The 25,985-nt window shown below is 59.6% G+C and carries 20 protein-coding genes; 12 read left to right on the top strand and 8 right to left on the bottom strand.

Annotated elements, in window-relative coordinates:
* The first annotated feature begins 287 nt into the window (after nucleotides 1-287).
* From ACK9YZ_RS20950 to trxA, 12 genes are all read left to right on the top strand, one after another.
* Entirely contained in the window at nucleotides 288-1,025 is a 738-nt protein-coding gene (locus tag ACK9YZ_RS20950; protein ID WP_210276856.1) for a response regulator transcription factor, read from the top strand.
* Nucleotides 1,026-1,101: 76 nt separating this feature from the next.
* Complete coding sequence (locus ACK9YZ_RS20945; protein ID WP_216756421.1) at nucleotides 1,102-2,892, top strand: sensor histidine kinase; 1,791 nt, start codon at nucleotides 1,102-1,104, stop codon at nucleotides 2,890-2,892.
* The gene (locus ACK9YZ_RS20940) at nucleotides 2,889-3,329 is read left to right on the top strand and encodes an HPr kinase/phosphorylase (protein ID WP_216756420.1); all 441 of its coding nucleotides are present in this window, start codon (nucleotides 2,889-2,891) and stop codon (nucleotides 3,327-3,329) included. The genes ACK9YZ_RS20945 and ACK9YZ_RS20940 overlap by 4 nt, the downstream gene beginning before the upstream one ends.
* 153 nt (nucleotides 3,330-3,482) lie before the next feature.
* Nucleotides 3,483-3,884: a PTS sugar transporter subunit IIA gene (locus ACK9YZ_RS20935; RefSeq protein ID WP_007813746.1), complete on the top strand. Its 402-nt coding sequence runs from the start codon at nucleotides 3,483-3,485 to the stop codon at nucleotides 3,882-3,884.
* A gap of 9 nt (nucleotides 3,885-3,893) precedes the next feature.
* Nucleotides 3,894-4,169 carry an HPr family phosphocarrier protein gene (locus ACK9YZ_RS20930; RefSeq protein WP_183734613.1) on the top strand — a complete coding sequence of 92 codons (276 nt, stop codon included), beginning with the start codon at nucleotides 3,894-3,896 and terminating at the stop codon, nucleotides 4,167-4,169.
* Between the two features lie 168 nt (nucleotides 4,170-4,337).
* Nucleotides 4,338-5,738 carry an adenosylhomocysteinase gene (gene ahcY / locus ACK9YZ_RS20925; RefSeq protein WP_216756419.1) on the top strand — a complete coding sequence of 467 codons (1,401 nt, stop codon included), beginning with the start codon at nucleotides 4,338-4,340 and terminating at the stop codon, nucleotides 5,736-5,738.
* Between the two features lie 201 nt (nucleotides 5,739-5,939).
* Nucleotides 5,940-8,525, top strand: coding sequence for an ATP-binding protein (locus tag ACK9YZ_RS20920; protein WP_416065042.1), 2,586 nt, complete (start codon nucleotides 5,940-5,942; stop codon nucleotides 8,523-8,525).
* Nucleotides 8,522-10,033, top strand: a complete 1,512-nt coding sequence (tsaE, locus tag ACK9YZ_RS20915) for a tRNA (adenosine(37)-N6)-threonylcarbamoyltransferase complex ATPase subunit type 1 TsaE (protein ID WP_416065041.1) — start codon at nucleotides 8,522-8,524, stop codon at nucleotides 10,031-10,033. Before ACK9YZ_RS20920 ends, tsaE begins: the two co-directional genes overlap by 4 nt.
* A 12-nt stretch (nucleotides 10,034-10,045) precedes the next feature.
* Nucleotides 10,046-10,777 (top strand): nucleotidyltransferase family protein, encoded by a 732-nt coding sequence (locus ACK9YZ_RS20910; protein ID WP_416065040.1) that lies wholly within the window; start codon nucleotides 10,046-10,048, stop codon nucleotides 10,775-10,777.
* A gap of 3 nt (nucleotides 10,778-10,780) precedes the next feature.
* The gene (gene addB / locus ACK9YZ_RS20905; RefSeq protein ID WP_416065039.1) at nucleotides 10,781-13,966 is read left to right on the top strand and encodes a double-strand break repair protein AddB; all 3,186 of its coding nucleotides are present in this window, start codon (nucleotides 10,781-10,783) and stop codon (nucleotides 13,964-13,966) included.
* Complete coding sequence (addA, locus tag ACK9YZ_RS20900) at nucleotides 13,959-17,504, top strand: double-strand break repair helicase AddA (protein WP_416065038.1); 3,546 nt, start codon at nucleotides 13,959-13,961, stop codon at nucleotides 17,502-17,504. The genes addB and addA overlap by 8 nt, the downstream gene beginning before the upstream one ends.
* Nucleotides 17,505-17,579: 75 nt before the next feature.
* The gene (gene trxA / locus ACK9YZ_RS20895; protein WP_183806440.1) at nucleotides 17,580-17,900 is read left to right on the top strand and encodes a thioredoxin; all 321 of its coding nucleotides are present in this window, start codon (nucleotides 17,580-17,582) and stop codon (nucleotides 17,898-17,900) included.
* A gap of 48 nt (nucleotides 17,901-17,948) precedes the next feature.
* On the opposite strand, the gene ACK9YZ_RS20890 is transcribed toward trxA, so the two are convergent.
* From ACK9YZ_RS20890 to ACK9YZ_RS20855, 8 genes are all read right to left on the bottom strand, one after another.
* Complete coding sequence (locus ACK9YZ_RS20890) at nucleotides 17,949-19,301, bottom strand: bifunctional folylpolyglutamate synthase/dihydrofolate synthase (protein ID WP_416065037.1); 1,353 nt, start codon at nucleotides 19,299-19,301, stop codon at nucleotides 17,949-17,951.
* Between the two features lie 30 nt (nucleotides 19,302-19,331).
* Nucleotides 19,332-20,234, bottom strand: coding sequence for an acetyl-CoA carboxylase, carboxyltransferase subunit beta (accD, locus tag ACK9YZ_RS20885; protein ID WP_416065036.1), 903 nt, complete (start codon nucleotides 20,232-20,234; stop codon nucleotides 19,332-19,334).
* Nucleotides 20,235-20,272: 38 nt separating this feature from the next.
* Complete coding sequence (gene trpA, locus ACK9YZ_RS20880; protein WP_216756411.1) at nucleotides 20,273-21,112, bottom strand: tryptophan synthase subunit alpha; 840 nt, start codon at nucleotides 21,110-21,112, stop codon at nucleotides 20,273-20,275.
* A gap of 5 nt (nucleotides 21,113-21,117) precedes the next feature.
* Complete coding sequence (trpB, locus tag ACK9YZ_RS20875) at nucleotides 21,118-22,338, bottom strand: tryptophan synthase subunit beta (RefSeq protein ID WP_216756410.1); 1,221 nt, start codon at nucleotides 22,336-22,338, stop codon at nucleotides 21,118-21,120.
* 2 nt (nucleotides 22,339-22,340) lie between these two features.
* Complete coding sequence (locus ACK9YZ_RS20870) at nucleotides 22,341-23,009, bottom strand: phosphoribosylanthranilate isomerase (RefSeq protein WP_216756409.1); 669 nt, start codon at nucleotides 23,007-23,009, stop codon at nucleotides 22,341-22,343.
* Between the two features lie 71 nt (nucleotides 23,010-23,080).
* Nucleotides 23,081-23,839 (bottom strand): M48 family metallopeptidase, encoded by a 759-nt coding sequence (locus tag ACK9YZ_RS20865; RefSeq protein WP_216756408.1) that lies wholly within the window; start codon nucleotides 23,837-23,839, stop codon nucleotides 23,081-23,083.
* Nucleotides 23,840-23,928: 89 nt separating this feature from the next.
* The gene (locus tag ACK9YZ_RS20860; RefSeq protein WP_183734600.1) at nucleotides 23,929-24,363 is read right to left on the bottom strand and encodes a DUF2852 domain-containing protein; all 435 of its coding nucleotides are present in this window, start codon (nucleotides 24,361-24,363) and stop codon (nucleotides 23,929-23,931) included.
* Nucleotides 24,364-24,507: 144 nt separating this feature from the next.
* The gene (locus ACK9YZ_RS20855) at nucleotides 24,508-25,782 is read right to left on the bottom strand and encodes a polyhydroxyalkanoate depolymerase (protein ID WP_416066784.1); all 1,275 of its coding nucleotides are present in this window, start codon (nucleotides 25,780-25,782) and stop codon (nucleotides 24,508-24,510) included.
* Between the last annotated feature and the right edge of the window lie 203 nt (nucleotides 25,783-25,985).

Genomic DNA, 25,985 nt, shown 5'->3' with positions numbered 1-25,985 from the left:
AAAAGGAGAAATTTTAAATGGCAATAGGCTAGAACTTGGAAAATATAATAATATCAAATAATTAATCGATTTAAATTCCGAGAATCTATTTTAAATCGTTTGAAGACCTCCTGTTGAAACAACTTGTCGCACCACTTGCGATTGCGGCTCATGAGGACTGGCAATCTACCCCTTTATCTTTGCCACAATTTGTTCCACCTTTATCCTCCATAAGCGCAACCGGTCACGAAGACCGCCTGGGGAGACGAAATCCGGGAGATTGCGCACTGATGACGGAGACGAACACCATGCCGACAATCGCGCTCGTTGATGACGACCGCAACATCCTCACTTCCGTGTCGATTGCACTGGAAGCCGAAGGATATAAGGTCGAAACCTATACGGACGGCGCTTCCGCGCTGGATGGCCTGCTCGCACGCCCGCCACACCTGGCGATCTTCGATATCAAGATGCCGCGTATGGACGGCATGGAGCTGCTTCGTCGCCTTCGCCAGAAGTCGGACATGCCAGTCATCTTCCTGACTTCCAAGGATGAAGAGATCGACGAGCTCTTCGGCCTGAAGATGGGCGCCGACGATTTCATCACCAAGCCCTTCTCCCAACGACTGCTAGTCGAACGCGTTCGCGCAGTGCTGCGCCGCGCTTCGAGCCGTGAGGCCGCCGCTACCGGCGGCGTTGCCACCGTCGGTACGCCAAAGGCAGGTGCGGTGCAGCAGGCCCGTTCGCTCGAGCGCGGCCAGTTGGTCATGGACCAGGAGCGCCATACCTGCACCTGGAAGGGTGAAGCCGTCACCCTCACCGTCACTGAATTCCTGATCCTGCATTCGCTGGCCCAGCGCCCGGGTGTGGTGAAAAGCCGCGACGCCCTCATGGATGCCGCCTATGACGAACAGGTGTATGTTGACGACCGCACCATCGACAGCCACATCAAGCGGCTGCGCAAGAAGTTCAAGATGGTCGATACAGACTTTGATATGATTGAAACGCTTTACGGTGTGGGTTACCGCTTCCGCGAAGCAGCCTGACGCTTCAAAGCGCAGGGAGAGACGAATGAGGGCGGCGGGCCGGCCAAGCTGGCCCTGCCCTCCGAAAGGGCCGTTATTGGCACAGTTGGTGCAGGAAAGGGATCTGGATGATGCGGAGGGCGTGAGCACCCGACGCGTCAGGGGTCGGCGTTGGTCGCATCCCTTCACCCTGATCCGCCGTATCTTCGGCAATGCTGTCTTTTCGAGCCTGACGCGCCGCATCGTCTTCTTTAACCTTGCGGCCCTGCTCGTCCTCGTCGGCGGTATTCTCTACCTCAACCAGTTCCGAGAAGGCCTGATCGACGCGCGCGTCGAGAGCCTGCTGACCCAGGGCGAAATCATCGCCGGCGCGGTTTCGGCTTCGGCTTCCGTCGATACGAACTCGATCACCATCGATCCGCAGAAGCTGCTGGAACTGCAGGCCGGCCAGAGTATCACACCGGTGCCGAACGACGAGGATCTCGAATTCCCGATCGATCCGGAAAAGGTGGCGCCGGTTCTTCGACGGCTGATTTCTCCGACCCGCACCCGCGCCCGCATTTTTGATGCCGACGCCAATCTGCTGCTCGATTCCCGCCATCTCTATTCTCGTGGCCAGGTGCTGCGCTTCGACCTGCCGCCAGTGGAGGAAGAAAAGCAGACCTGGAGCGAATGGTTTACGGCCCTCTTCAACAAGGCGCTGCAGCCGGGCAATCTTCCTGTCTACAAGGAAGCACCAGGTGGTGATGGTTCTATCTATCCCGAGGTGATGAACGCGCTGACGGGTGTACGCGGCGCAGTCGTGCGCACGACGGAAAAGGGCGAGCTCATCGTTTCGGTTGCCGTACCGATCCAGCGTTTCCGGGCCGTGCTCGGTGTGTTGCTGCTGTCGACGCAGGCCGGCGATATCGACAATATCGTGCATGCCGAGCGTCTCGCCATCATGCGTGTCTTCGGCGTTGCAACGCTCGTCAACGTGCTGATGGCGCTCGTGCTGTCCTCGACGATCGCCAATCCGCTGCGCCGGCTTTCGGCGGCGGCCATCCGGGTGCGCCGCGGCGCCAAGGAACGTGAAGAAATTCCAGATTTTTCGGCGCGTCAGGACGAAATCGGCAACCTTTCCATTGCGCTGCGCGAAATGACGACGGCCCTCTACGACCGGATCGATGCGATCGAGAGCTTTGCAGCCGATGTCAGCCATGAGCTGAAGAACCCGCTGACCTCGCTGCGCAGTGCCGTCGAAACACTGCCGCTCGCCAAATCCGACGATTCCAAGAAGCGGCTGATGGATGTCATCCAGCACGATGTCCGCCGCCTCGATCGGCTGATCAGCGATATCTCGGATGCATCGCGTCTCGATGCCGAGCTTGCGCGCGTCGATGCAGGTTCTGTCGATCTGGAAGTATTTCTGCGCGATCTCATCGACGTGTCGCGCCAGATCCGCAGCACCAAGAAGAAGGTCGACATAGACTATGCCGTGGATCGCAAGCCGAACGTCAAGACGCGCTTTGTCGTTAAAGGGCATGACCTGCGTATCGGCCAGATCATCACCAACCTGATTGAAAATGCCCGCTCCTTTGTGCCGGAACAGGACGGCAAGATCACGGTGCGTCTGGTCCGTACCCGCTCCCGTTGCGTGGTCTATATCGAAGACAACGGTCCGGGGATCCAGGCCGAGAATATCGACCGCATCTTCGAACGCTTTTATACCGACCGACCGGAATCCGAAGGTTTCGGCCAGAATTCCGGCCTCGGGCTTTCCATCAGCCGGCAGATCGCCGAGGCGCATGGCGGTTCATTGCGGGCCGAAAACATCGTCGACGACGAGAGTGGTAAATTGCTTGGTGCCCGCTTCATCCTTGCCCTCCCGGCCGATACCGCGGCATGATCAACATCCACGCCACCGCAATCGTCATTGGAAAGACCGGCCTGCTGTTCACCGGCCCTTCGGGCTGGGGCAAGTCGATGACCGCTTTTACCTGCATGGCGGAGGCGCGGCGGCAGGGGATATTCTCTGTCCTCGTGGCCGATGATCAGGTGCTTCTTTCGAAACAGGACGGAGCAATCACTGCCGCCTGTCCGCCAGCCATTGCTGGGCTTATCGAACTGCGCGGCACGGGCATCGTGAAGCACGATCATATTGCCCAGGCGGCGATGCATTTTGTAGTCCTGCCAGGCAGCGCCAGCGGCGAGAATCGGCTTCCTGCGGAAGGAGAAACCGCCGTTCTTGCCGAGGGTTTCGAGTTGCCTGCACTGCGATTGTTGCCCAACCTCCCCCTGCCCCTTGCAGTGTTGACGGCAAAAGCGCCGGAAATCGGAAGTTGAGGCCTTCCGGACGGCCTGATACGGCTTATATATTTATATTTTTATCTTGCACTTCGGCTTTTGATCGCCAAGATGTGCCCCCACCGGTGGACGTAATTGCTGCGTTGCGATATTGGGGCCACGGTTTGCGTATGCCATGGGAGCAGTAATATCATGATCGGACTTGTGCTTGTCACTCATGGCAAGCTGGCTGAAGAGTTTCGTCATGCCGTAGAGCACGTCGTCGGTCCTCAGAAATTCATCGAAACGGTCTGCATCGGACCGGAAGACGATATGGACCAGAGACGACAGGACATTCTCGAAGCCGTTTCCGGCGCAGACGACGGCCATGGCGTCGTCATTCTCACCGACATGTTCGGCGGTACACCTTCCAACCTCGCAATCTCGGTCATGAGCAGCGGCCATACCGAAGTCATCGCCGGCGTCAACCTGCCGATGTTGATCAAGCTCGCCGGCGTGCGCGGCGAGAACAATATGGAAAAGGCGCTTGCCGAGGCTTCCGAGGCCGGCCGCAAATACATCAACGTTGCGAGCCGGGTCCTGAGCGGAAAGTAAGAAACCTCCATGACACCGCTTTCCCGGGAACTCCTGATCATCAACAAGCGTGGCCTGCACGCGCGCGCTTCGGCAAAATTCGTCCAGACTGTCGATGCCTTCGATGCAACGATCACCGTTTCCAAGGACGGCATGACGGTCGGCGGCACCTCGATCATGGGTCTGATGATGCTTGCGGCGAGCCCCGGCTCCAGCGTCGTCGTCTCGGCGACCGGCAACCAGGCGGCTGAAGCGCTGAATGCCCTCGACGAGCTCATCCAGAACAAGTTCGGCGAAGAGATCTGATCTCCAGAGTCATATAAAGATATAAAGACTTCTTTATATCCCCGTTGCCTTCCCGAACGAAGCCTGCTAAACGGCGAGCATGATGTGCATTCCGCACGCGTTCGATCCGTTGCGGTCATCGTCGCGTCCTTGCGATGGTTTTGAGACGTTTCAGCCTGGAGAGCCCTAATGAGCATTGAAAAAGATTATGTCGTCGCCGATATCGGCCTTGCAGATTTCGGACGCAAGGAAATCACCATCGCTGAAACCGAAATGCCCGGCCTCATGTCCTGCCGCGCCGAATTCGGTGAATCGAAGCCACTGAAGGGCGCACGCATCACCGGCTCGCTGCACATGACGATCCAGACCGCCGTTCTCATCGAGACTCTGGTTGCCCTCGGCGCCGAAGTCCGCTGGGCTTCGTGCAATATCTTCTCGACGCAGGACCATGCCGCAGCAGCAATCGCCGCTTCCGGCGTTCCGGTCTTCGCGATCAAGGGAGAGTCGCTTGAAGATTACTGGGTTTACACCGACAAGATCTTCCAGTGGGCCGATGGCGGCCTCTCCAACATGATCCTCGATGATGGCGGCGACGCCACCATGTATATCCTGCTTGGCGCCCGCGCCGAGGCCGGTGAGGACGTTCTCTCCAACCCGCATTCTGAAGAAGAAGAGATCCTCTTCGCGCAGATCAAGAAGCGCCTCGCCGCTTCCCCGGGCTGGTTTACCAAGCAGCGCGATGCCATCAAGGGCGTGACCGAAGAAACCACGACGGGCGTCAACCGCCTCTATCAGCTGAGCCAGAAGGGCCTGCTGCCGTTCCCGGCCATCAACGTCAACGACTCCGTCACCAAGTCGAAGTTCGACAACAAGTATGGCTGCAAGGAATCGCTGGTCGACGGTATCCGCCGCGGCACCGACGTGATGATGGCCGGCAAGGTTGCCGTCGTCTGCGGTTACGGCGATGTCGGCAAGGGTTCTGCCGCTTCGCTCTCCGGTGCCGGCGCCCGCGTCAAGGTTACGGAAGCCGATCCGATCTGCGCCCTGCAGGCTGCCATGGACGGTTATGAAGTCGTTCTGCTCGAGGACGTCGTTTCCTCGGCCGATATCTTTATCACCACGACCGGAAACAAGGATGTCATCCGCATCGACCACATGCGTCAGATGAAGGATATGGCGATCGTCGGCAATATCGGCCACTTCGACAACGAAATCGAAGTTGCAGCACTTCGTAACCTCAAATGGACGAACGTCAAGCCGCAGGTCGACCTGATCGAGTTCCCGAAGGGCAATCGCATCATCCTTCTTTCTGAAGGCCGCCTGCTGAACCTCGGCAATGCGACGGGCCATCCGTCATTCGTCATGTCGGCTTCCTTTACCAACCAGACGCTGGCGCAGATCGAGCTCTTCACCAAGCCCGGCCAGTATGAAAGCAAGGTCTACATCCTGCCGAAGCACTTGGATGAGAAGGTTGCGCGCCTACATCTCGACAAGCTCGGCGTGAAGCTCACCCAGCTCAGCGAAGAGCAGGCTGCCTATATCGGCGTGAAGCCGCAGGGTCCTTTCAAGTCGGACCACTACAGGTACTGATCAAGTCTTAGATATCCACAAGATGTGGTGGCCCCGGCATTGACAAATGCCGGGGCTTATTTTTTGGGCGCTCTCTTTCCGACGATTCCCTTCCGAAGTATTATTTTAAGACTTGATTCGTGGCTCGGAGTTCTTCGTTTTCCACGAAAATGGGATGTCTTGTCGTGATGCGGCACATTAAAGGACGGAGACATACCGCCGATGTCGAAAATGAAACACAGCCTGCTCGGTCAGGCGGAGGATAGCGCTTATGCTGCTGACCGCCCGCTTCCGGCAGGCCAAAAATATGGGTTTGCCGCGGTCCCCGTGACTGCAAGGCAAAAAAACTGGTCTTTGGCACGTATTGCAAAGCTGTGCGCTGTGAGCACCGCGATCTTCGTCCCGGCTTGGCCGGTTCTGGCGCAAGCAGAGCCCGTCATCGGCGGGACGGCGCATCTTTTCACCTCCTCGCAGGTTGTCGGCCTTTCCGTCGTCATTGGCGTGATTTCGGCTGCCCTGCTTTCGACGCTCTGGCTGGTGCGCCAGCGTGGCAATCTCGAAAATGAGAGCCGCGAGATTCGCTCGGCGCTTTCGGATGCGCAGCAGCGCATTTCCCAATATCAGGCGCTTATTGCCGACAAGAACCGGCGTATCGTCATCTGGGACGGCGTCGCTCGGCCTGAACTCCTCGGTCAGCTTCCACCGGAAACCGGCGCGCCGCAGGACAATGAATTCCTTGCCTTTGGTCTCTGGCTGAAGGCACGCTCGGCTTCCGAACTGGAACGGGCGATCGGGCGGCTGCGTGAGCAGGCCGAAAGCTTCGACATGGTGGTCGAAACAATCCGGGACGAAGTGCTTGAGGCCCAGGGCCGCGTTTCCGGGGGCCGCGCCTTCGTTCGCTTCGTGGCGCTCAACAATCTGCGCGCTGAACTCGCCGAACTGAAGATCGAGCGCGATCGGTTGATGACGTCGATTTCCGCCTTCCAGACCATGCTCGATGCGATCGACATGCCGGCCTGGCAGCGCGATACCGCCGGCCGCCTGACCTGGGTCAACCATGCCTATGGCGATGCCGTCGAAGCGCAATCACCCCAACAGGCCGTTAATGAAGGCCGCGAAATCCTGACAACCGTTGCCCGTGAGCGGATCCGCGCCACGGCAATGCCGGAATCGCCTTTCCATGACACGATTTCGACCGTCGTGCGTGGCAACCGCACGTTCTTCGACGTGGTTGACGTCAAGGTCCCGAGTGGCTCTGCCGGCATTGCCGTCGACGTCTCCGATGTCGAAGCGGTTCGCGCCGAGTTGGAACGCACACTGAAAAGCCATGCGGAGACGCTCGACCATTTGGCGACGCCCGTTGCCATCTTCGGCGGCGACCGCCGACTGCAGTTCTACAATCAGGCCTTCGTCGCACTCTGGGAACTCGACATCGCGTTCCTTGAGAGCAAGCCCGACAATAGCGAACTCCTGGAGCGCCTGCGCGCCGCCAAGAAACTGCCCGACCAGTTGAACTGGAAATCGTGGAAGGAAACAGCGCTTTCCGTCTATCGTTCGCTCGATACGCAATCTGACCTCTGGCACCTGCCGAACGGGCAGACGCTGCGCGTCTTCGCCACGGCGCATCCGCAGGGCGGCGCGACCTGGGTCTTCGAGAACCTTACGGAGCAGGTCGATCTCGAAACGCGCTACAACACGCTGGTGAAGGTTCAGGGCGAAACGATCGATCATCTGTCGGAAGGTGTTGCGGTCTTCGGACCTGACGGCCGTATTCGCCTCTCCAACCCAGCCTTCCGGGCTCTTTGGGGCGTTACCGAGACGGAAGCCAAGCCCGGCACGCATATTCGTGCGATCGGCGAGGCCTGTGCGCCGTCCTATGACCAGCCCGACGGCTGGAAGACCTTTGCCGAGCTGATCACCAGCTTCGATGATGAGCGCCGTTCCAGTCAGGGAACGCTCGAACTGCTGTCCGGCCTCGTTCTCGACTTCGCGGTCATCCCGCTGCCGAACGCGCAGACCATGCTGACCTTTGTCAACATGACCGACAACGTTCGCGCCGAACGCGCACTGACGGAAAAGAATGAGGCGCTGCGCAAGGCAGACGAGCTGAAGAATGACTTCGTGCAGCACGTCTCCTACGAACTGCGCTCGCCGCTGACGAATATCATCGGTTTCACCGATCTGTTGCGCACGCCGGGCGTCGGCCCGCTGAATGAACGGCAGGCGGAATATATCGACCATATCGCCACTTCGTCGTCGGTACTGCTGACGCTCGTCAATGACATCCTTGATCTCGCCACCGTCGATGCCGGCATCATGCGGCTCAACTATGCGGAAATCGATCTTGCCGATCTTCTGGACGACGTCTCCCTGCAGATCGCCGACCGGCTGCAGGAAAGTGGTGTTTCACTTGAAATCACCGCTCCGGCCTATCTCGGCTCGATCGTTGCCGACCCGCAGCGGCTGAAGCAGATCCTGCTGAAGCTTCTGGCCAATGCCGCCAACTTCTCGCCCGAGGGTACAACGATTGCGCTCGAATGCCGCCGGGAAGGCACGGATTTCGTCTTCTCTGTCAGGGATCGCGGCCCCGGCATTTCTCCCGAAATAGTGGCTACGGTCTTCGATCGCTTCGCGACCGGTGCCAAGAGCGGAAAGCGCGGCGGAGCGGGGCTTGGCCTTTCGATCGTCGACAGCTTCGTCAGCCTGCACAACGGCGAGGTCGGCATCGACAGCGAGCCGGGCAAGGGGACGACGGTGACCTGCCGCATCCCTTCCATCGACATGCCGCATTCCGTCGCCGCCGAATGACGCAAAGCGACGAAATCTCGCTTTTTCTGGAAAACGAGGCAGCGACCATCTGCCTCGGCAACGATTTGGCGCTGGCGCTGAAAGTGGGCGATTGCTTGGCATTATCAGGCGATCTCGGCGCCGGAAAATCCTCACTCGCACGCGCATTCCTGCGCGCGATGGCGGATGACGACGGGCTGGAAGTTCCAAGCCCCACTTTCACGCTGGTTCAATCCTACGAGCTGCGCATTCCGGTCTCGCATTTCGATCTCTACAGGCTCGGTGATCCCTCCGAGTTGACCGAACTCGGCTTCGACGAGGCGCTCGATAACGGCATCTGCATCGTCGAATGGCCCGAGATGGCAGAAAGTGAGTTGCCTGAAACACGCATCTCGCTGCGGCTTGAACACGAGGCTGCCGGCCGGCGGGTGACAATCACGGCACCGGAGAAAACCGCGGCACGTATCCGTCGCGTGCTGGCGATACGCAACTTCCTCGCCGCCGCCGGCTGTGGTGATGCCAAGCGGCGGTTCCTTGTTGGCGACGCGTCACTCCGCGCCTACGAATCGATCTATCCCGGGAAGGGCGATCGCAAGATCCTGATGGACTGGCCGCCGTTACCCGACGGTCCGCCGGTTCTGGACGGCAAGCCTTACCCCAAGGTCGCGCACCTTGCGGAGAATGCCTATCCGTTCGTAGCGATCGCCGATGCGTTGCGGCAGCGGGGCTTTGCGACGCCGGAGATTTACAAGGTCGATTACGACCAAGGCATCCTGCTGATCGAGGATCTCGGCACTGAAGGCGTGCTCGATGCCAGTGGGCGACCAATCGCCGAGCGCTACCGGCAAAGCGTCGCCTGCCTTGCCCATCTTCACTCTATGCAGATTCCACAGGATATCCCGGTTTCGCCCACGCATATCCATCATATTCCAGACTTCGATCGTACGGCGATGAAGATGGAAGTGCGGCTCGTGCTCGACTGGCATATCGCCTGGAAGCGCGGTAGCCCGCCCACCGACGCAGAGCGCGAGGAATATCTCGCGATCTGGGACCATTTGATCGACGAACTGCAATCGGCAGAAACCAATCTCCTGCTGCGCGATTTCCATTCGCCGAACATCATCTGGCGCGGACACGAAAGCGGTATCCGCAAGATCGGCATCATCGACTTCCAGGATGCGATGATCGGGCCGACTGCCTATGATCTTGCTTCCATCGTTCAAGACGCCCGTGTCACCATCGAGCCGGATCTCTTCCGGCACCTGATGGACGATTATCTGTCATTGCGGCGCACTGAGCGTGGTTTCGACGAAGCCGGATTCTTGAAGGCATGGGCAATCATGTCAGCGCAACGCAACTGCAAACTCGTCGGACTCTGGGTACGGCTCTTGCAGCGAGACGGTAAACCCGGCTATCTGCAACATATGCCGCGCACGCTGTCCTATCTGAAGGTGGCGCTGGAACACGAGGCGCTTGCCCCCTTGCGCGAATGGTGCACAAGGACTGGAATAGTCCCAGTCGAATCATAAGACCGGATCAGCATGACCGTCAGACAAGCCATGGTGCTGGCCGCGGGGCTCGGAACCCGCATGCGCCCGATCACCGACACGATTCCGAAACCCCTGGTGAAAATCGGCGGAAAGCCGATGATCGACTATGCGCTGGATTCACTCGTTGGTGCCGGCGTCGAACGCGCCGCCGTCAATGTTCATCATTTCGCCGATCAGATGGAAGACCATCTGAGACACTATCGCGGACTCGATATCCTCATTTCCGATGAACGCGATGCGCTGATGAATTCCGGCGGTGGTCTGGCAAAAGGTCTCAAGCTGCTCGATCGGGAGCCGGTCTTCGTCATGAATGCTGACCTTTTCTGGATCGGTGAACCTGCGGGGCAACCGAGCAATCTACGGCGCTTAGCCGGATTCTTCGATGCAGAGCGTATGGATATGGCGCTTCTCTGCGTGCGTATCGAAGACACGACGGGTCATAACGGCAAGAACGATTTCAGCCTTGCCGCCGACGGGCGGCTGACGCGCTATCGCGACGATCCCTCCAATCCAGTCGTCTATGCCGGCGCGATCGTCATGAGCCCTGCGCTGCTCGACGATGCGTCTGAAGACGCCTTCAACCTCAATATCTATTTCGACAGGGCGATTGCCCGAGGCAGACTTTTCGGCATGCTGATGAACGGCCATTGGCTGACCGTTGGCACGCCTGATGCGATCGGCGAAGCAGAGGAAACGATCCGGCGGTTCCGGACGTTTGCGTGACGAATGGCGGAGCGGCACCAGCCACGCATTCTCACGATCCCGTCTGGCGTTTCCTTCCTGAAAACGCTGGCGGCATCGCTCTGCGATGGACGCCTGACGCCACTCTTCCGGCATGATCCTAGCGATCCGCTGTCTCTTGCCAAGGTGACGATCTATTTGCCGACACGGCGAGCCGTACGCGTGCTACGTTCGGAATTCGTCGATCTGCTTGGCGGCCGTTCGGCAATCCTGCCGGTCATTCGCCCGCTGGGAGAGACAGATGACGACAGCGGGTATTTTGACGAGGCGCTGCCCGCAACGATCGACCTTGCGCAGCCGCTTTCCAATACGGCACGGCTCCTGGAGCTGGCGCGGCTCATCCTTGCCTGGCGCAACAAGCTGCCCGAGATCGTCCGGCACATCCATTCGGAATCGCCCCTCGTCGCGCCCGCCAGCCCGGCGGACGCCATCTGGCTTGCCCGCAACCTGGCGGAACTGATCGATTCGATCGAGACCGAAGACCTCGCATGGTCTGAGCTCGCAAAGCTCGATACCGGTGACTATGCGGCCTGGTGGCAATTGACGGCCGAATTCCTACAGATCGCCAGCGCCTTCTGGCCGGATCGGCTTGTCGAGCTCGGCCGTTCCTCGCCGGCCCGCCATCGCAATGCCATTCTGCGCGCCGAGGCCGCCAGGCTTTCGACGATGAAGCCTGCCGGGCCGATCATCATTGCCGGTTCGACGGGTTCGCTTCCTGCCACCGCCGACCTCATCGGCGCCGTGGCCAGCCTGCCTGAAGGCGTTATCGTACTCCCTGGTCTCGATCTTTCCATGCCGGAGGAACACTGGCGTCTGGTTGCACCCGATCTCCTGCCGGGCCAGCGGGCCAATCCGGCGAGTCGCACACATCCGCAATACGGTCTTGCCATACTCTTGAAGCGCCTGAAGCTTACTCGCGGGGATGTGCAGCCGATCGAGGAATCCGAGGCCGCCCTGCGCTTCCGTGCCGAAATGCTCTCACGCGCGCTGACGCCATCCGAAGCGACAAGCGAATGGGGCGAATGGAAAAAAGACTTGCCCGAAGGAGCCGTCGCCGACGCGTTCGCGGATGTTTCGATGATCGAAGCCGCAAACGAACGTGAGGAGGCAACCGCAATCGCCGTTGCCTTGCGGCTTGCGCTCGAGCGGCCGGGCAGCGACGACGAAAGCCGGGCGGCGCTTATCACGCCCGACCGCAATCTTGCCCGCCGGGTCATGGCGGAGCTTTCCCGGTTCGGCATTCTCGCCGACGATTCGGCTGGTACGCCGCTTTCGGCGACGCCACAGGGAACGCTGCTGCAATTGCTGCTGGAGGCGAGTCTGCGTCCCGGCGATCCCGTTGCCATCGTCTCGCTGCTCAAACACCCGCTTGCCCGCTTCGGGCTGGAGCGCGACTTTCTGACTAGCTCGGTGGAAGCGCTGGAGCTTCTGGCGCTGCGCGGCGGCGTGGCGGAGGTGGATATAGGATCGCTCGAACCCTTGCTCGACCACCAGCTTGCGGAACAGGCGCTCGACAGGCATGCGCCGGTTTGGCGCAAATCGTTGCCGCCAGGGGCAATCGATATGGCCCGACAGCTTGCCCGGCAGGTGGGACGCGCCGTCGAGCCGCTCCTATCGGTGCTGGCGCGGCATCCCGGTAACGGCGGCCAGCCGAAAGGCATTACGCTCTCGCAATGGGCCGAACGAACGGGCCGTGCTCTGGAAGGCGTCGCTGCCGATGAACATGGCAATCTGGCCGGCCTTTGGTCCGGAGAGGCTGGCGATGCCCTTGCAAGCCTGCTTGGTGAGGTGATCGACACTGACGGCCAGATGGAGGCGGAGGGGCCGCAATGGATCGATATCATGCAGGCGCTGTCGGCCGGACATGCCGTCAAGCCCGGTGCGCTCAGTCACCCTCGCCTCTTCATCTTCGGTACGCTGGAAGCCCGTCTGCAGAATGTCGATACACTGATCCTCGGCAGTCTCAATGAAGGATCGTGGCCCGGCCAGACCGCCAACAACCCCTTCATCTCCCGCATGATGAAGACGGAAATCGGGCTGGAGCCGCCGGAACGGCGCATCGGCCAGCTGGCACATGACTTCGAGATGGCGAATGGCACACGCCACCTCATCTATTCACGCGCGCTGCGCCAGGGCTCGACGCCGACGGTCGCCTCCCGATGGCTGCAGAGGCTTCTGGCGCTCGGCGGAGAGCATTTTGAAGGGCAGTTGCGCGAGCGTGGCGCCCGTTTCGTTCACTGGGCGGGCCAGATCGATCAAGGCGACAGCCAGGCAGCGGCACAAAGACCTTCGCCCAGGCCGCCGCGGGAGCTGCAGCCCAAATCCTATTCCTTCAGTGAAGTCGGCCGGCTGCGTCGCGACCCCTATGCTATCTATGCGCGGCGTGTACTGCGACTCGATCCCGTCGACGCCTTCAATCGCGATCCCGGCGCGGCAGAACGCGGCACGCTCTATCATAAGATCATCGACCGCTTTGTCCGCGGGAGTCATATAGCCGGGACACGAGAAGCGGCTACGGCGATGGAAGTCATTCTGACCGAGCTCTTCGATATGGAGAAGCTGCCGCCGCATATCGACGCCGTCTGGCGGCCACGCTTCCGCGAAGTCGCACGTGCCTTCATGAAGTGGGAGGCCGGACGACAGCCCGATATTCAGAAGAGGCTGACGGAAGTGAGAGGCGGAGTCGAACTCGACGGTATCGATATCCGGCTCACTGGCGTTGCGGATCGCATCGATATCAAAGGGCCTGCCAGTGCCGATATCATCGACTACAAGACCGGTTATAACCCCTCTCCGACGCAAGCCCGCGCATTGCTGGACCCGCAGCTTGCGCTCGAGGCAGCCGCGCTTCGCGCAGGTGCCTTCCGCGATGCAGGCAGCCTTGTACCCAACGATCTTCTCTATGTCCGCCTGCGGCCGGGCAGCCGCTTCCTAGTCGATAAGGTCAACAACGAGGAAGCGAGCAGCGACAAGGCGAAATCGGCGATGCAGCTCGCTGAGGAATCGATCGATCAACTCGTGAAATTCGTCACCCTGTTGCAGTCGGGCGAAAAGGGCTTTACCTCCCGGCTGATCCCCGCCCAGCAATTCGACTTCGGTGGCGATTACGACCATCTCGCCCGCGTTGCGGAATGGGCGACCGCCGATCCGGATGGAGGCGGCGATGATTGATCCGACCGCGCTTCCCGAGGGTGACGATCCCGGCACCTGGATCGGCTGGACGACGATCCAGCAGGCGATTGCCTCCGATCCCGCCCGCTCGGCCTGGGTATCGGCCAATGCCGGCTCCGGCAAGACACACGTCCTGACGCAGCGGGTCATCCGGCTGCTGCTTGCCGGCGCACGTCCGTCTGCGATCCTCTGCCTCACCTATACGAAGGCCGCCGCTTCCGAAATGTCGAACCGTGTTTTCGAGCGGTTGGCGGAATGGGCGATTTTCCCCGATGAAGAACTCTCCAAGCGCATCACCCAGATCGAATGTCGTGAGCCGGATTCTCTGAAACTTGCACAAGCTCGGCGCCTGTTCGCCAAAGCGCTGGAAACGCCAGGTGGGCTGAAGATCCAGACGATCCACGCTTTTTGCGAAGCGCTGCTGCACCAGTTTCCGCTGGAAGCAAACGTCGCCGGGCACTTCTCGGTTCTCGACGACCGAGCAGCCGCAACGCTGCTGGCCGATGCGCGCCGCTCGCTGCTGACGGCAACGGCTCCGGAGAATGACCGGGACCTCGCTGAGGCCTTCGCCTATGTGCTCAATCTCGGCGATGAATCCGGGCTTGAAAATTTGCTCGGCGAGATCGTTGCCAACCGCAACGCCATACGCCGCTTCATGACCGCAGCCGAACAGCACGGCGGCGCCGACATGTTGCTGCGAAAGAAGCTCGGGCTCTCACCCGATGATACGGAACAGAGACTGGCCGAACGATACTGGCCGCTTCCGGGGCTCTCGGGTACCGTGCTTGATCTCTACCTGTCGCTCGCAGCTGGCAAGGGCGGAGCGAAGGCGCAGGACGTCGCCGAAGGCCTGCGCAGCGCGGCGCGCGAATCCGACGTCGCGATACGGGTGCAGATTCTGGAGAAGGTTTTTCTGACGTCGAAGGGTGAGCCGAAGACGGACGGGCAATTCTTCGTGAAGGCCATGCTTGCCGAGGCGCCACAGCTTGCCGATGCGATCGCCACGGCACGCGCTCATGTCGTCAATTGTCGGAACCGGCTGAAGATAATGCGGATGCATACGGCGACGCATGCCGCTCTCGTGCTCGCAGATCGCCTAAACGGGGATTACGAGGAGCTGAAAAAGCAGCGCAGCCATCTCGACTTCGAAGATCTGATCACCCGCACTGCCGATCTGCTCACCAAGAGCGGCGTCGGCCCGTGGATCCATTACAAGCTCGACCAGGGAATCGACCATATTCTCGTTGACGAAGCACAGGATACCAGCCCCATTCAATGGAGCGTCATCCAGTCGCTGGCGGAGGATTTCTTCTCCGGCGAAAGTTCGCGGCCCGTGGTTCGCACGCTGTTTGCGGTGGGGGACGAAAAGCAGTCGATCTACTCCTTCCAGGGCGCACGGCCGGAGCGGTTTTCTGAAGAGAAGGAGCGGACGCAGCGCCGGGTGCTGAACAGCGGCCTTGACTTCTCGACGGTTCGTTTGCCGCTCTCCTTCCGTTCCACGTCTGACGTCCTGCTCGCTGTCGACCATATCTTCACCCCGCCGGACAATGCGCGAGGTCTCGGCATGGAGCCGGTCGTCCATCGGTCCAGCCGTATCGGCCATCCCGGCGCTGTCGATCTCTGGGAAATGGTCGTGCCTGATGTCATCGTGAAGGATGAAGACTGGACCGCTCCCTTCGACGCGACACCAGAAAGCGCCCCAGCGGCCATCCTGGCGCGGCGCATCGCCCATACGATCGGTACCCTCGTCGGCCACGAAACGATTATCGAAAAAGGCAAGGAACGCTTCATCGAGGCCGGTGATATCCTTGTTCTCGTCCGCAAACGCGACGCCTTCGTCAATGCGCTGACGCGCGAGCTCAAACGGCGCGGCGACATTCCCGTTGCCGGCGCGGACAGGCTTGTGCTGACCAGCCATATCGCCGTCCAGGATCTGATGGCACTTGGGCGTTTTCTTCTCTTGCCGGAAGACGATCTTTCGCTTGCTGCCGTTTTGAAGAGCCCGCTCTTCGATCTCTCGGAAGAGGATATTTTTGCGATCGCTGCGCTGCGTAACGACAATGAAAGTGTCTGGGACCATCTTCGCAAATACGCGGCCGACGGCAACGAGCGGCTTGGCGCGACCGTCGCAAGGCTAGAACTCTTTCTCGCCCAGTCGCGAAATCTCTCAGTCCATGATTTCTATGCCCGGGTTCTCGGCAGCCATGGCGGCCGGCGTCAGTTTTTGGCCCGGCTCGGCACCGAGGTCAGCGATATCCTAGACGAATTCCTCACTTTTGCGCTCGATCACGAGACGTCGGCGCTTCCGGGCCTGCAATCCTTCATCTCGACACTGGAGCTCGAGGCGCCTGAAGTGAAACGCGAGCAGGACAAGGGCCGAAACGAGGTGCGCATCATGACGGTGCATGCCTCCAAGGGTCTTGAAGCGCCGATCGTCTTTCTGGTGGACGGAGGTTCCAAGGCCTTCACTCACACGCATCTGCCAAAACTGCGGCTGATCGATACCGAACCTGGCGAGCCGCCGATACCGGTCTGGATTCCGGTCAGCGATCTCGGCAATTCGTTGACATCAAGCGATACGACCCGCATTCAGCTGCTTGCCGAGGAGGAATACCGGCGCCTGCTCTATGTCGCAATGACGCGCGCAGCCGATCGGCTGATCGTCTGCGGTTATCGCGGCGTACGGTTGAACAACGATACCTGGCATCTAATGATTTCCACCGCGCTCAGCGAAGAGCATCCGCATGTCCAGAAGGCGAGCTTTTCAGGCCCTGATGGGGAATGGGAAGGCGTCCGCTGGCGTGTGCCACAGGTCGAACGCAGCTTCGAGCGGATGGATCGCAGCCCGGAACAGGCAAGCGGCGAAACGGTCCCGCCGGACCTTTTCCGCCCTCTTCCGCCGCAGAAACAATTGCCGCGGCCCCTCAGTCCTTCCGGCGCTGGCACGATCATTGATGAGGAGGCCGATAATCTGCTGGTGACCTCACCGCTCTTCGGCGACCCTGAAAGCAGCGATCGCTCTCTGGAAAAGGGCCGCCTCATTCACCGGATGCTGCAGGCACTTCCTGATATTCCAGTGGAGGAGCGGGCTGAGGCGGCAAAACGTTATGCCGAACGCGCGGCGCGATTCTGGCCGACAGTCGAGCGGAGAGCTCTGGTCGATTCGGTTGTGAAACTTTTGGAAGATCAAAGGCTACGAGCCGTCTTCAACGTCCATGCGCAGGCCGAGATTTCGATCATGGGAACGTTGACGCTGGAGGGGCGGGAATATGCGGTTTCCGGCCGCATCGACCGGCTTGCCGTCCTGACCGAAAGCGTCGTTATCATGGACTACAAGACAAATCGTGTGCCGCCGGTAAGCGAGGAGGCCATCCCCTTCGCGCACAAGGCCCAGCTTGCGCTCTACCGGGAAATCCTGAAGCCGCTCTATCCTGCCAAGCGGATCGACTGCATGCTGGTATATACGGAAAATGCTACCATCCATATGCTCAGTGAACAGGCTTTGGCTTCTGCACTTGCAGGACTCAACACAAAGTGAAATATCGGACATTGAAATTCCGGCACCGCACCCTCACATCTTGTCCAACAGCAAATTCCGGTAAAGGAGCAGCCTATGGCTACCGTTAAGGTCGATATCAACAACTTCCAGTCAGAAGTTCTGGAATCGGCAGAACCCGTCGTCGTCGATTTCTGGGCCGAGTGGTGCGGTCCGTGCAAAATGATTGCTCCAAGTCTTGAAGAAATCGCCACGGAACTGGCCGGCAAGGTCAAGGTTGCCAAGCTCAACATCGATGAAAACCCGGAACTGGCTGCCCAGTTCGGCGTTCGCTCGATCCCGACGCTTGCGATCTTCAAGGGCGGCGAAGTTGCCGACATCTCCGTCGGTGCAAAGCCGAAGACGGCGCTTTCCAACTGGATTTCCAGCGCATCCTAACGATATCGATGAATTCGATGAGAAAGGCCCGGCATATGTCGGGCTTTTTCACTTGGGCGGCGTGCCGTTTTCCGCCAGCACATCGCCGACGAGATAGAGCGAGCCGCCGATCAGAATGCGGGGCGGTGGCGCTGCCGGGTCAACGGCCGAGGCGATGGCGTCCAGAGCGTCGGTGACGGATGACATCGGTTCTGCTACAAGGCCGGCATCGCAGGCAGTATTGGCGAGAATGACCGGATCGATCGTCGCTTCGCTGCCGCGGATCGGCACGCAATAGACCTTTTCCACCAATCCTGCAAAAGCCCTGAAATAACCGACCGGATCCTTGGTGTTGATCATGCCCGAGATCAGGAACAGCGGGCGCGGTTGACGCTCTTCGAAATTCGCCATGGCTTCGGCGATCACTTCACCAGCCCCCGGATTGTGGCCGCCATCGACCCAGATTTCCGATTTCGCCGGTGCATGGCTCAACAGCTTGCCTTTCGTCAGCCTCTGCAGGCGGCCAGGCCATTCCACCGTTTCCATCGCCTTTTCCATCATCGGTTCGGTAACGGTAAAGCCCGCAGCCTTGACGGCACGGATGGCGGCTGCGGCGTTCGCATATTGATGCCGGCCGGGAAGGCGCGGCAATGGCAGGTCGGCGAGGCCGAATTCATCCTGATAGATCAGCCGGCCATATTCTTCATGGGCCATGAAATCCTGGCCGAAGACGGCGCTTGGGCAGTTCAGCCGCTCGGCAGTCGACATCAGCACGTCAAGTGCCGCGTCATATTCCTGATGGCCGATGACGACGGAATGGCCACGCTTCATGATACCGGCCTTTTCCGCCGCGATCAGTTCCACGCGATCACCGAGATGAGGCTGGTGATCCAGCGAAATCGGCATGATGACCGAAACGGCGGGGTCCTCGACGACATTCGTCGCATCGAAACGACCGCCGAGACCAACTTCGATGATTGCGGCATCGGCCGCATGTTCGGAAAACAGAACAAAGGTGACGGCCGTCAGGATCTCAAAGACGGTGATCTTCTCACCATCATTGGCCTTCGCCACTCGCCGCAAGGCCTCGGCAAAGACGGCATCGTCAACCAGTTGCCCACGCCCACCGGCAACGCCCAGACGGTAGCGTTCATGCCAGTTTACGAGATGTGGGGACGTATGGACATGAACGGCGTAGCCGCCTGCCTCCAGAAGTGCGCGGCAAAAGGCCGATGTCGAACCCTTGCCATTGGTACCGGCGATATGAATGACGGGAGGGAGATTGCGCTCGGGATTGCCGAGTGCTTTCAGAAGACGCTTGATGCGGTCCAATGACAGATCGTAGCCCTTAGGATGTAATCCCATGAGCTTTTCGATCTCCTGCGCCGCCTCACTCACCGAGATCTGGCCTCTGTCCGTCATCGGCCCGCCCTATCTTGTGAGGTCTGCTGCTCAGGCGCTCGCCGCCAGAGCAATCACCCCATTGGCATCATTTGCTGCCGTTGCCGGCTTCTTGGTCAGGATCTTCAAGAGGCGTGCCAGCGTCTCGGGGATATCGTGACGTTTGACGACCATGTCGACCACGCCATGCTCCAGCAGATATTCCGATGTCTGGAAGCCTTCGGGGAGCTTTTCACGCAGCGTCTGTTCGATGACGCGCTTGCCCGCAAAGCCGATTTCGGCACCCGGTTCGGCCAGATGAATGTCACCAAGCATGGCGTAGGATGCGGTCACGCCGCCGGTGGTCGGATTGGTCAAGACCACGATATAGGGCAGGCCAGCTTCCTTAAGCATATCGACGGCAACCGTCGTGCGTGGAAGCTGCATCAACGACAGGATACCTTCTTGCATGCGTGCGCCGCCGGAGGCCGGGAACATGACAAGCGGGCACTTTTCCGCAATCGCGCGTTCGAAGGCTTTGACGATCGCTTCGCCGGCAGCCATGCCAAGCGAGCCGCCGATGAAGTTGAATTCATGAACGACCGCGACCAGCTTCAGGCCCTGCACGTTGCCGAGACCGGCAAGGATCGTGTCTTCCTGCTCTGTCTTGAGGCGGCTGTCGCGCAGACGATCGCTATATTTCTTGGAATCGCGGAACTTCAGCGGGTCCTGGGCGACCTTCGGCTGCGGCAGAGCTTCGTATTCGCCCTTGTCGAACAGGTCGGCAAGGCGCGCCTTGGCCGGCATCTTCATATGATAGCCGGAGGCAGGGATAACCCACTTGTTGCTTTCCAGGTCCTTGTGGAAGACCATCTCGCCCGTTTCCGGGCACTTGATCCAGAGGTTCTCCGGCACTTCGCGACGGCCCAGCATGGAATTGATCCGCGGGCGAACGTAGTTAGTGATCCAGTTCAACTCGAATACTCCTATTGACTAGTGCCAATGTGGGGAAACTATTCGGCAGCAACAAGGCGCGCCGAACGCGTTCCTGTGGAAAGACCTCGAACCAGCGTCGCAACGGCCTGAACCGTGTCTGCCGTCGCCTTTCCATCCGCCGTCAGGCTGGTGGCCACCTGGTTAACGATCGCGGTACCGACGACCACGCCGTCAGCCGAGGCGCCGATCACCTTTGCATGTTCCGCCGTCTTGACGCCGAAGCCGACGCAGACCGGAAGATCAGTATGCTCCTTGATGCGCCTGACAGCACCCGAAACCAGCGACGGGTCCGGCAAGGCTGAACCGGTGATGCCGTTCATCGAGACATAATAAACGAAGCCCGACGTGTTCCTCAAAACGGTCGGCAGGCGCTTCTCGTCCGTCGTCGGCGTCGCCAGACGAATGAAATTAATGCCCTTCCTCAACGCCGGGATGCAGAGCTCATCGTCCATTTCCGGCGGCAGGTCGACGACGATCAAGCCATCGATGCCGGATGCCAGCGCATCGTCGAGGAACTTCTCGACGCCGTAGATATAGATCGGGTTGTAGTAACCCATCATGACGATCGGTGTTGCGTCATTCACCTTGCGAAAATCGGCGGCGAGCTGCAGCGTCTTCTTCAGCGTCTGACCGCCCTTCAAGGCGCGCTGACCGGCCAGCTGGATTGCCGGACCATCGGCCATCGGATCAGAGAACGGCATGCCGAGTTCAATGATATCTGAACCGGCTTCCGGCAGCGCCTTCATGATGCCGAGCGAGGTCTCGTAGTCGGGATCGCCACCCATGAAATAGGTTACGAGCGCCGGGCGACCTTCCGCCTTCAGATCGGCGAAGCGTTTATCCATACGTGCGGTCATATCTCTTACTGCCCCATTCCCAGGATCTTGCCGACGGTGAAGATGTCCTTGTCGCCGCGGCCGGAGAGGTTCATCAGGATGATCTCGTCCTTGCCCATCTTGGGCGCACGCTTGATAACTTCGGCAAGCGCATGCGAAGGCTCAAGCGCCGGAATGATACCTTCGAGTCGCGTCAGCGTCTGGAAGGCATCGAGCGCCTCATGATCCATGATCGGCACATATTCGGCACGACCAATATCATTCAGCCACGAATGTTCCGGGCCGATACCGGGATAATCGAGACCAGCCGAGATCGAATGGCCTTCCTTGATCTGCCCGTCATCGTCCTGCAGCAGATAGGTACGGTTGCCATGCAGCACGCCGGGCGAGCCGGCCGTGATCGAGGCGCAATGTTCATCACCCTGCAGGCCCTTGCCACCGGCTTCGACGCCGACGATCTTGACTTCCTTATCATCAAGGAAGGGATGGAAGATGCCGATCGCATTCGAACCACCGCCAACGGCAGCAATGACGAGATCAGGCAGGCGGCCTTCGGCCTCAAGGATCTGCTCTCTGGCTTCCGTGCCGATGACGGCCTGGAAATCGCGCACCATTTCCGGATAGGGGTGGGGGCCGGCGGCGGTGCCGATCAGGTAGTAAGTATTGTCAACGTTGGTGACCCAGTCACGCAGCGCCTCATTCATCGCATCCTTCAAGGTGCCGCTGCCAGCCGTAACAGGCTTTACCTCGGCACCGAGCAGCTTCATGCGGAACACATTCGGCGCCTGGCGCTCGACGTCGGTCGCCCCCATGTAGACGACGCAGGGCAGGCCGAAGCGGGCGGCGACGGTGGCGGAGGCCACGCCGTGCTGGCCGGCGCCGGTCTCAGCGATGATGCGCGTCTTGCCCATGCGCTTGGCGAGCAGGATCTGGCCGATGCAGTTGTTGATCTTGTGCGAACCGGTATGATTCAGCTCTTCACGCTTGAAATAGATCTTGGCGCCACCGAGATGCTCCGTCAGGCGCTCGGCATAATAGAGCGGGCTCGGACGGCCGATATAGTGGGCGCCGAGATGCTTCAATTCCGCCTGGAATTCCGGATCATCCTTCGCCTTGTTCCACTCTTCCTGCAGATCGAGGATCAGAGGCATCAGGGTTTCGGCCACGAAGCGGCCCCCGTAAATGCCGAAGCGGCCGTCTTCGTCCGGACCGGCGCGGAAGGAATTCGGTTTAGGCGTCTCGTTCACTTTCAACTCCCTGAGGTCGTTTCAGGCATACATGCCTGTTCAACCGCATCGAAAAACTCATCGATCATGTCCAGGCTTTTCACGCCCGGAGCGCTCTCGACACCGGAAGCGGTATCGACACCCGGAGCCCTGGTCATCGCCAGCGCCTGCCCGACATTGGCCTTGTTAAGCCCGCCGGAAAGCATATAGTCGACGTTGCCGTCGAGCCAGGTGAGCAAACCCCAATCAAAGGAAACGCCGTTGCCGCCTGGCAATTCAGAGCCTTTCGGCGGCTTGGCGTCGAAAAGGAAGCGGTCGGCAATGCCGATATAGGCCTCGACCCTCTTCAAGTCATCCGCAGTGCGGACCGACAATGCCTTGATGACCGGGATGCCATACATCGCCTTGATGGTGAGCACGCGCTCGGGGCTCTCGCTGCCATGAAGTTGCAGCATATCGGGGCGCAAAAGTGCAACGATTTCATCGAGATCGTCATTGGTCGGATCAACCACGACAGCAACGATCTTCGCCTTGCCACGCGCCGGCTCGGCGAGCTTGCCGGCAATATCAGGCTCAACGTAACGCGGGCTCTTCTGGAAGAAATTGAAGCCAATGTGTGTCGCTCCGCGCTTCAATGCGCGCTCGACAGTCTCAGGCGTCTTCAAACCGCAGATTTTGATATCCGGTCGCATGGCAGCGAAGTGACACGAAACGGGCGAAGAGTCGAGCCAATTTGCAATGCCGGCCGCATTTAACGCGGCGCTTAATCGAAGTCTATCGCGTGCAATTGGCTGCCGTGACGCTTCAGCCAGGACTTCGCCTCTTCCATGTGCGGGCAAAGCCTCTTGCAGAGCGCCCAGAAGTGCGGACCGTGGTTCATTTCCTTCAGATGCGCAACCTCATGGGCGGCGAGGTAATCGATCACCGAAGGTGGCGCCATGACAATGCGCCAGGAGAAGCTCAGATTTCCTTCCGAAGAACAGGAACCCCAGCGGCTGCGGGTATCCTTCATGGAAATCGAGCGGATCGGCGCCTTGATGGAGCCGGCATGCAGGCGCGACAGTCTCTCAAGATCGGCGCGGGCTTCCTTCTTGAAGAAAGTGGCGATGCGCCGACCGATATGTTCCGTCATGCCGCTGACGCGAAGTACTGCTTTACCGTCGACCATGACGGCCTCGGTCAGCCCGCGCAGACTGCCGGTATGCTGGATGCGATGTTTGACGCCCCGAAAGAGAATATCGCCGCCGTCGTGCAGACCCGTATCGGTCGAGAATTTCGCAAGCTTGGTCAGCAGCCAGCCCTGGTGTCTATCCAGGAAAGCGTTGACTTCGCGGGCGGCAAGCCCCTTTGGCACAGTCATCTTCAGGGCTCGGCCGCCCGGCTCGATACGCAGCGTAATCCGGGTGGCCCGATCATGCTGCTTGATCGTCAAGGGCATGAGGCGGCCGGCAACATCGAGCGTCCGCGTTTCGGGCGGCGCCGGTTTTCTTGTCGGGCGGCGGATCTTCGGAAGCGGAAACATAGGGATTTTCTATACGATTCGGCGGAAATCCGCGCAAAGAAAAACCGGCATCGCGAGCGATGCCGGCCGTAGATTTTTGTGATCACACTTTACGGCGTCTGGTACTCTGCGACTGGGCCATTGTCGTCGCGTCGGCCGTTCTTGCGCTCGCGCATGAAGCGATCGAATTCTTCCTGATCCTTGGCGCGGCGGAGCTCGCGCAGGTAGGAATCGAATTCCTCACGCATTTCATCGAGCTTGCGGCGCTCCTCCTCTATACGATCGAGCTCGGCCTTGCGCCAATCGTCGAAGGCGACGTTGCCCGTTGAGAAATGCGGGCGGTGACGGCCATGCGAACGGCGGCAGCCTGCAAAGAAGCCATCGGTCGCCTGGTTCACGTCACGCTTGAAGCCGCGCAGGCGCTCGCCGAAGATGATATAGGCAAGCATGGCCAGCCCCAGAGGCCAGAAAACCATGAAGCCAAGGATCATCAAGGCAACGGTAGCCGGGGTCCAATCCGGGCGAAGCAATGCTGACTGGTTCATCGTGCGGTATCCTTGCGTTCAGCACCCGACACGATGCCGAGTGCTGGAAAACCAGATGGTTACCGCCGAACCGGCCTTCAAGACGATTTCAGGTTAAATCGGACAAGGCTTTGAATCGATAACATTAAATCAGCGTTTTCTAACTCACACCGATTTGCCCCCCTTGATGACGCGCTGTACCGGTGGTTTCGTCGCACGGGAATGCTGGCGCGTGAAGGAGACGATACGGGGCGCGATCTCGCGGCGGAAGCGGGAACCGTTGAAGACGCCGTAGTGACCGACATCCGGCTGCAGGTAATGCATGCGCATCTTCTGAGGAATGTTCACGCAGATGGTCTGCGCAGCCTGCGTCTGGCCGACACCCGAGATATCGTCATTCTCGCCCTCGACCGTCAACAAGGCGACGTTGCGGATCGCGGAAGGGTCTACGCGTTTGCCGCGATGCATCAGTTCGCCCCTCGGCAGCGCGTGCTTCATGAAGACCTGTTCGACAGTCTGCAGATAGAACTCCGCAGTCAGGTCCATGACGGCGAGATATTCGTCATAGAAATCTCGATGCTTTTCCGGCTCGCCGTCGTTCTTCACGAGATGCATGAAGAATTCCTTGTGGGCAATCAGATGCCGATCGAGGTTCATCGACATGAAGCCTGAAAGCTGCAGGAAGCCGGGATAGACAGGTCGCATAAAACCCGGTTGCGGCCAGGGCACGTTCATGACGACGTTATCGGCAAACCATTCGAGCGGGCGCTCCTTGGCAAGCTTGTTGACGGCCGTCGGATTGATGCGAGTGTCGATCGGCCCGCCCATCAGCGTCATGGACGACGGCGACAGCGGATCCTTGACTTCTTCCATGATGGCCGCCGCCGCCAGCACCGGCACCGAGGGCTGACAGACGGCGATGACATGGGTGTCATGACCAAGGAAATGCAGCATCTCGATAACGTAGTCTATGTAATCCGAAAGATCGAAGGTGCCTTCCGTCATCGGCACCATGCGGGCATCGATCCAATCGGTGATGTAGATATCGGCGCTCGGCAGCAATGCCTCGACGGTGCCCCGCAGCAGGGTCGCATAGTGGCCGGACATCGGCGCGACAATGAGAATGCGTGGATCGTCGCTGTGACCGGCCGGGACATCGCGGGAAAAATGCAGGAGGTTACAGAAGGAGCGCACCCAGACGACTTCCTCGCGCACCGCAACCTTCTTGCCGTCGATCAAAGTTTCGTTGAGCCCGAATTCCGGCTTGCCGTAACGGCGGGTCGTTCGCTCGAACATTTCGAGACTGGCGGAAATGGTGCGGCCCATCGGGGTCTGCGAAAAGGGATTCAGCGGATTGGAGTAGGCAAAACGCATGATATCGGCTGCAGCGCGGAACGGTGCTAACGCTGCATGGTTCAATTCATAAAGCTGGTAGAACATGGAGGGCGCCACCTTTCTCTATCCGGCAAGACGACACCAATTGAAGGGCGTCGGACTCTTTCCGTTAATGCTGGCACAACAACGTAGGCTAACAGTTTTTTGTTGCACAGCAACATAACATTACAGTTTGAAAGAAAAATGCCGGAAAATTGATCTCCCGGCATTACCTTGGCGCATAAAGCTTAAGCTTTTCCGCAGGAAAA

It is taken from the genome of Rhizobium sp. ZK1 (genome assembly GCF_047782645.1).
Taxonomy (GTDB): domain Bacteria; phylum Pseudomonadota; class Alphaproteobacteria; order Rhizobiales; family Rhizobiaceae; genus Rhizobium.
Note: the sequence above shows the minus strand (reverse complement) of the source record. Positions and strands in the feature narration are given on the sequence as shown.

What these genes read in the sequence shown, in the direction of transcription:
- ACK9YZ_RS20950 (WP_210276856.1), top strand. Translation starts at nt 288, where the DNA reads ATGCCGACAATCGCGCTCGTTGATGACGACCGCAACATCCTCACTTCC.
- ACK9YZ_RS20940 (WP_216756420.1), top strand. Translation starts at nt 2,889, where the DNA reads ATGATCAACATCCACGCCACCGCAATCGTCATTGGAAAGACCGGCCTG.
- ACK9YZ_RS20935 (WP_007813746.1), top strand. Translation starts at nt 3,483, where the DNA reads ATGATCGGACTTGTGCTTGTCACTCATGGCAAGCTGGCTGAAGAGTTT.
- ACK9YZ_RS20930 (WP_183734613.1), top strand. Translation starts at nt 3,894, where the DNA reads ATGACACCGCTTTCCCGGGAACTCCTGATCATCAACAAGCGTGGCCTG.
- ahcY (WP_216756419.1), top strand. Translation starts at nt 4,338, where the DNA reads ATGAGCATTGAAAAAGATTATGTCGTCGCCGATATCGGCCTTGCAGAT.
- ACK9YZ_RS20920 (WP_416065042.1), top strand. Translation starts at nt 5,940, where the DNA reads ATGTCGAAAATGAAACACAGCCTGCTCGGTCAGGCGGAGGATAGCGCT.
- tsaE (WP_416065041.1), top strand. Translation starts at nt 8,522, where the DNA reads ATGACGCAAAGCGACGAAATCTCGCTTTTTCTGGAAAACGAGGCAGCG.
- ACK9YZ_RS20910 (WP_416065040.1), top strand. Translation starts at nt 10,046, where the DNA reads ATGACCGTCAGACAAGCCATGGTGCTGGCCGCGGGGCTCGGAACCCGC.
- addB (WP_416065039.1), top strand. Translation starts at nt 10,781, where the DNA reads ATGGCGGAGCGGCACCAGCCACGCATTCTCACGATCCCGTCTGGCGTT.
- addA (WP_416065038.1), top strand. Translation starts at nt 13,959, where the DNA reads ATGATTGATCCGACCGCGCTTCCCGAGGGTGACGATCCCGGCACCTGG.
- trxA (WP_183806440.1), top strand. Translation starts at nt 17,580, where the DNA reads ATGGCTACCGTTAAGGTCGATATCAACAACTTCCAGTCAGAAGTTCTG.
- ACK9YZ_RS20890 (WP_416065037.1), bottom strand. Translation starts at nt 19,301, where the DNA reads ATGACGGACAGAGGCCAGATCTCGGTGAGTGAGGCGGCGCAGGAGATC.
- trpA (WP_216756411.1), bottom strand. Translation starts at nt 21,112, where the DNA reads ATGACCGCACGTATGGATAAACGCTTCGCCGATCTGAAGGCGGAAGGT.
- ACK9YZ_RS20870 (WP_216756409.1), bottom strand. Translation starts at nt 23,009, where the DNA reads ATGCGACCGGATATCAAAATCTGCGGTTTGAAGACGCCTGAGACTGTC.
- ACK9YZ_RS20865 (WP_216756408.1), bottom strand. Translation starts at nt 23,839, where the DNA reads ATGTTTCCGCTTCCGAAGATCCGCCGCCCGACAAGAAAACCGGCGCCG.
- ACK9YZ_RS20860 (WP_183734600.1), bottom strand. Translation starts at nt 24,363, where the DNA reads ATGAACCAGTCAGCATTGCTTCGCCCGGATTGGACCCCGGCTACCGTT.
- ACK9YZ_RS20855 (WP_416066784.1), bottom strand. Translation starts at nt 25,782, where the DNA reads ATGTTCTACCAGCTTTATGAATTGAACCATGCAGCGTTAGCACCGTTC.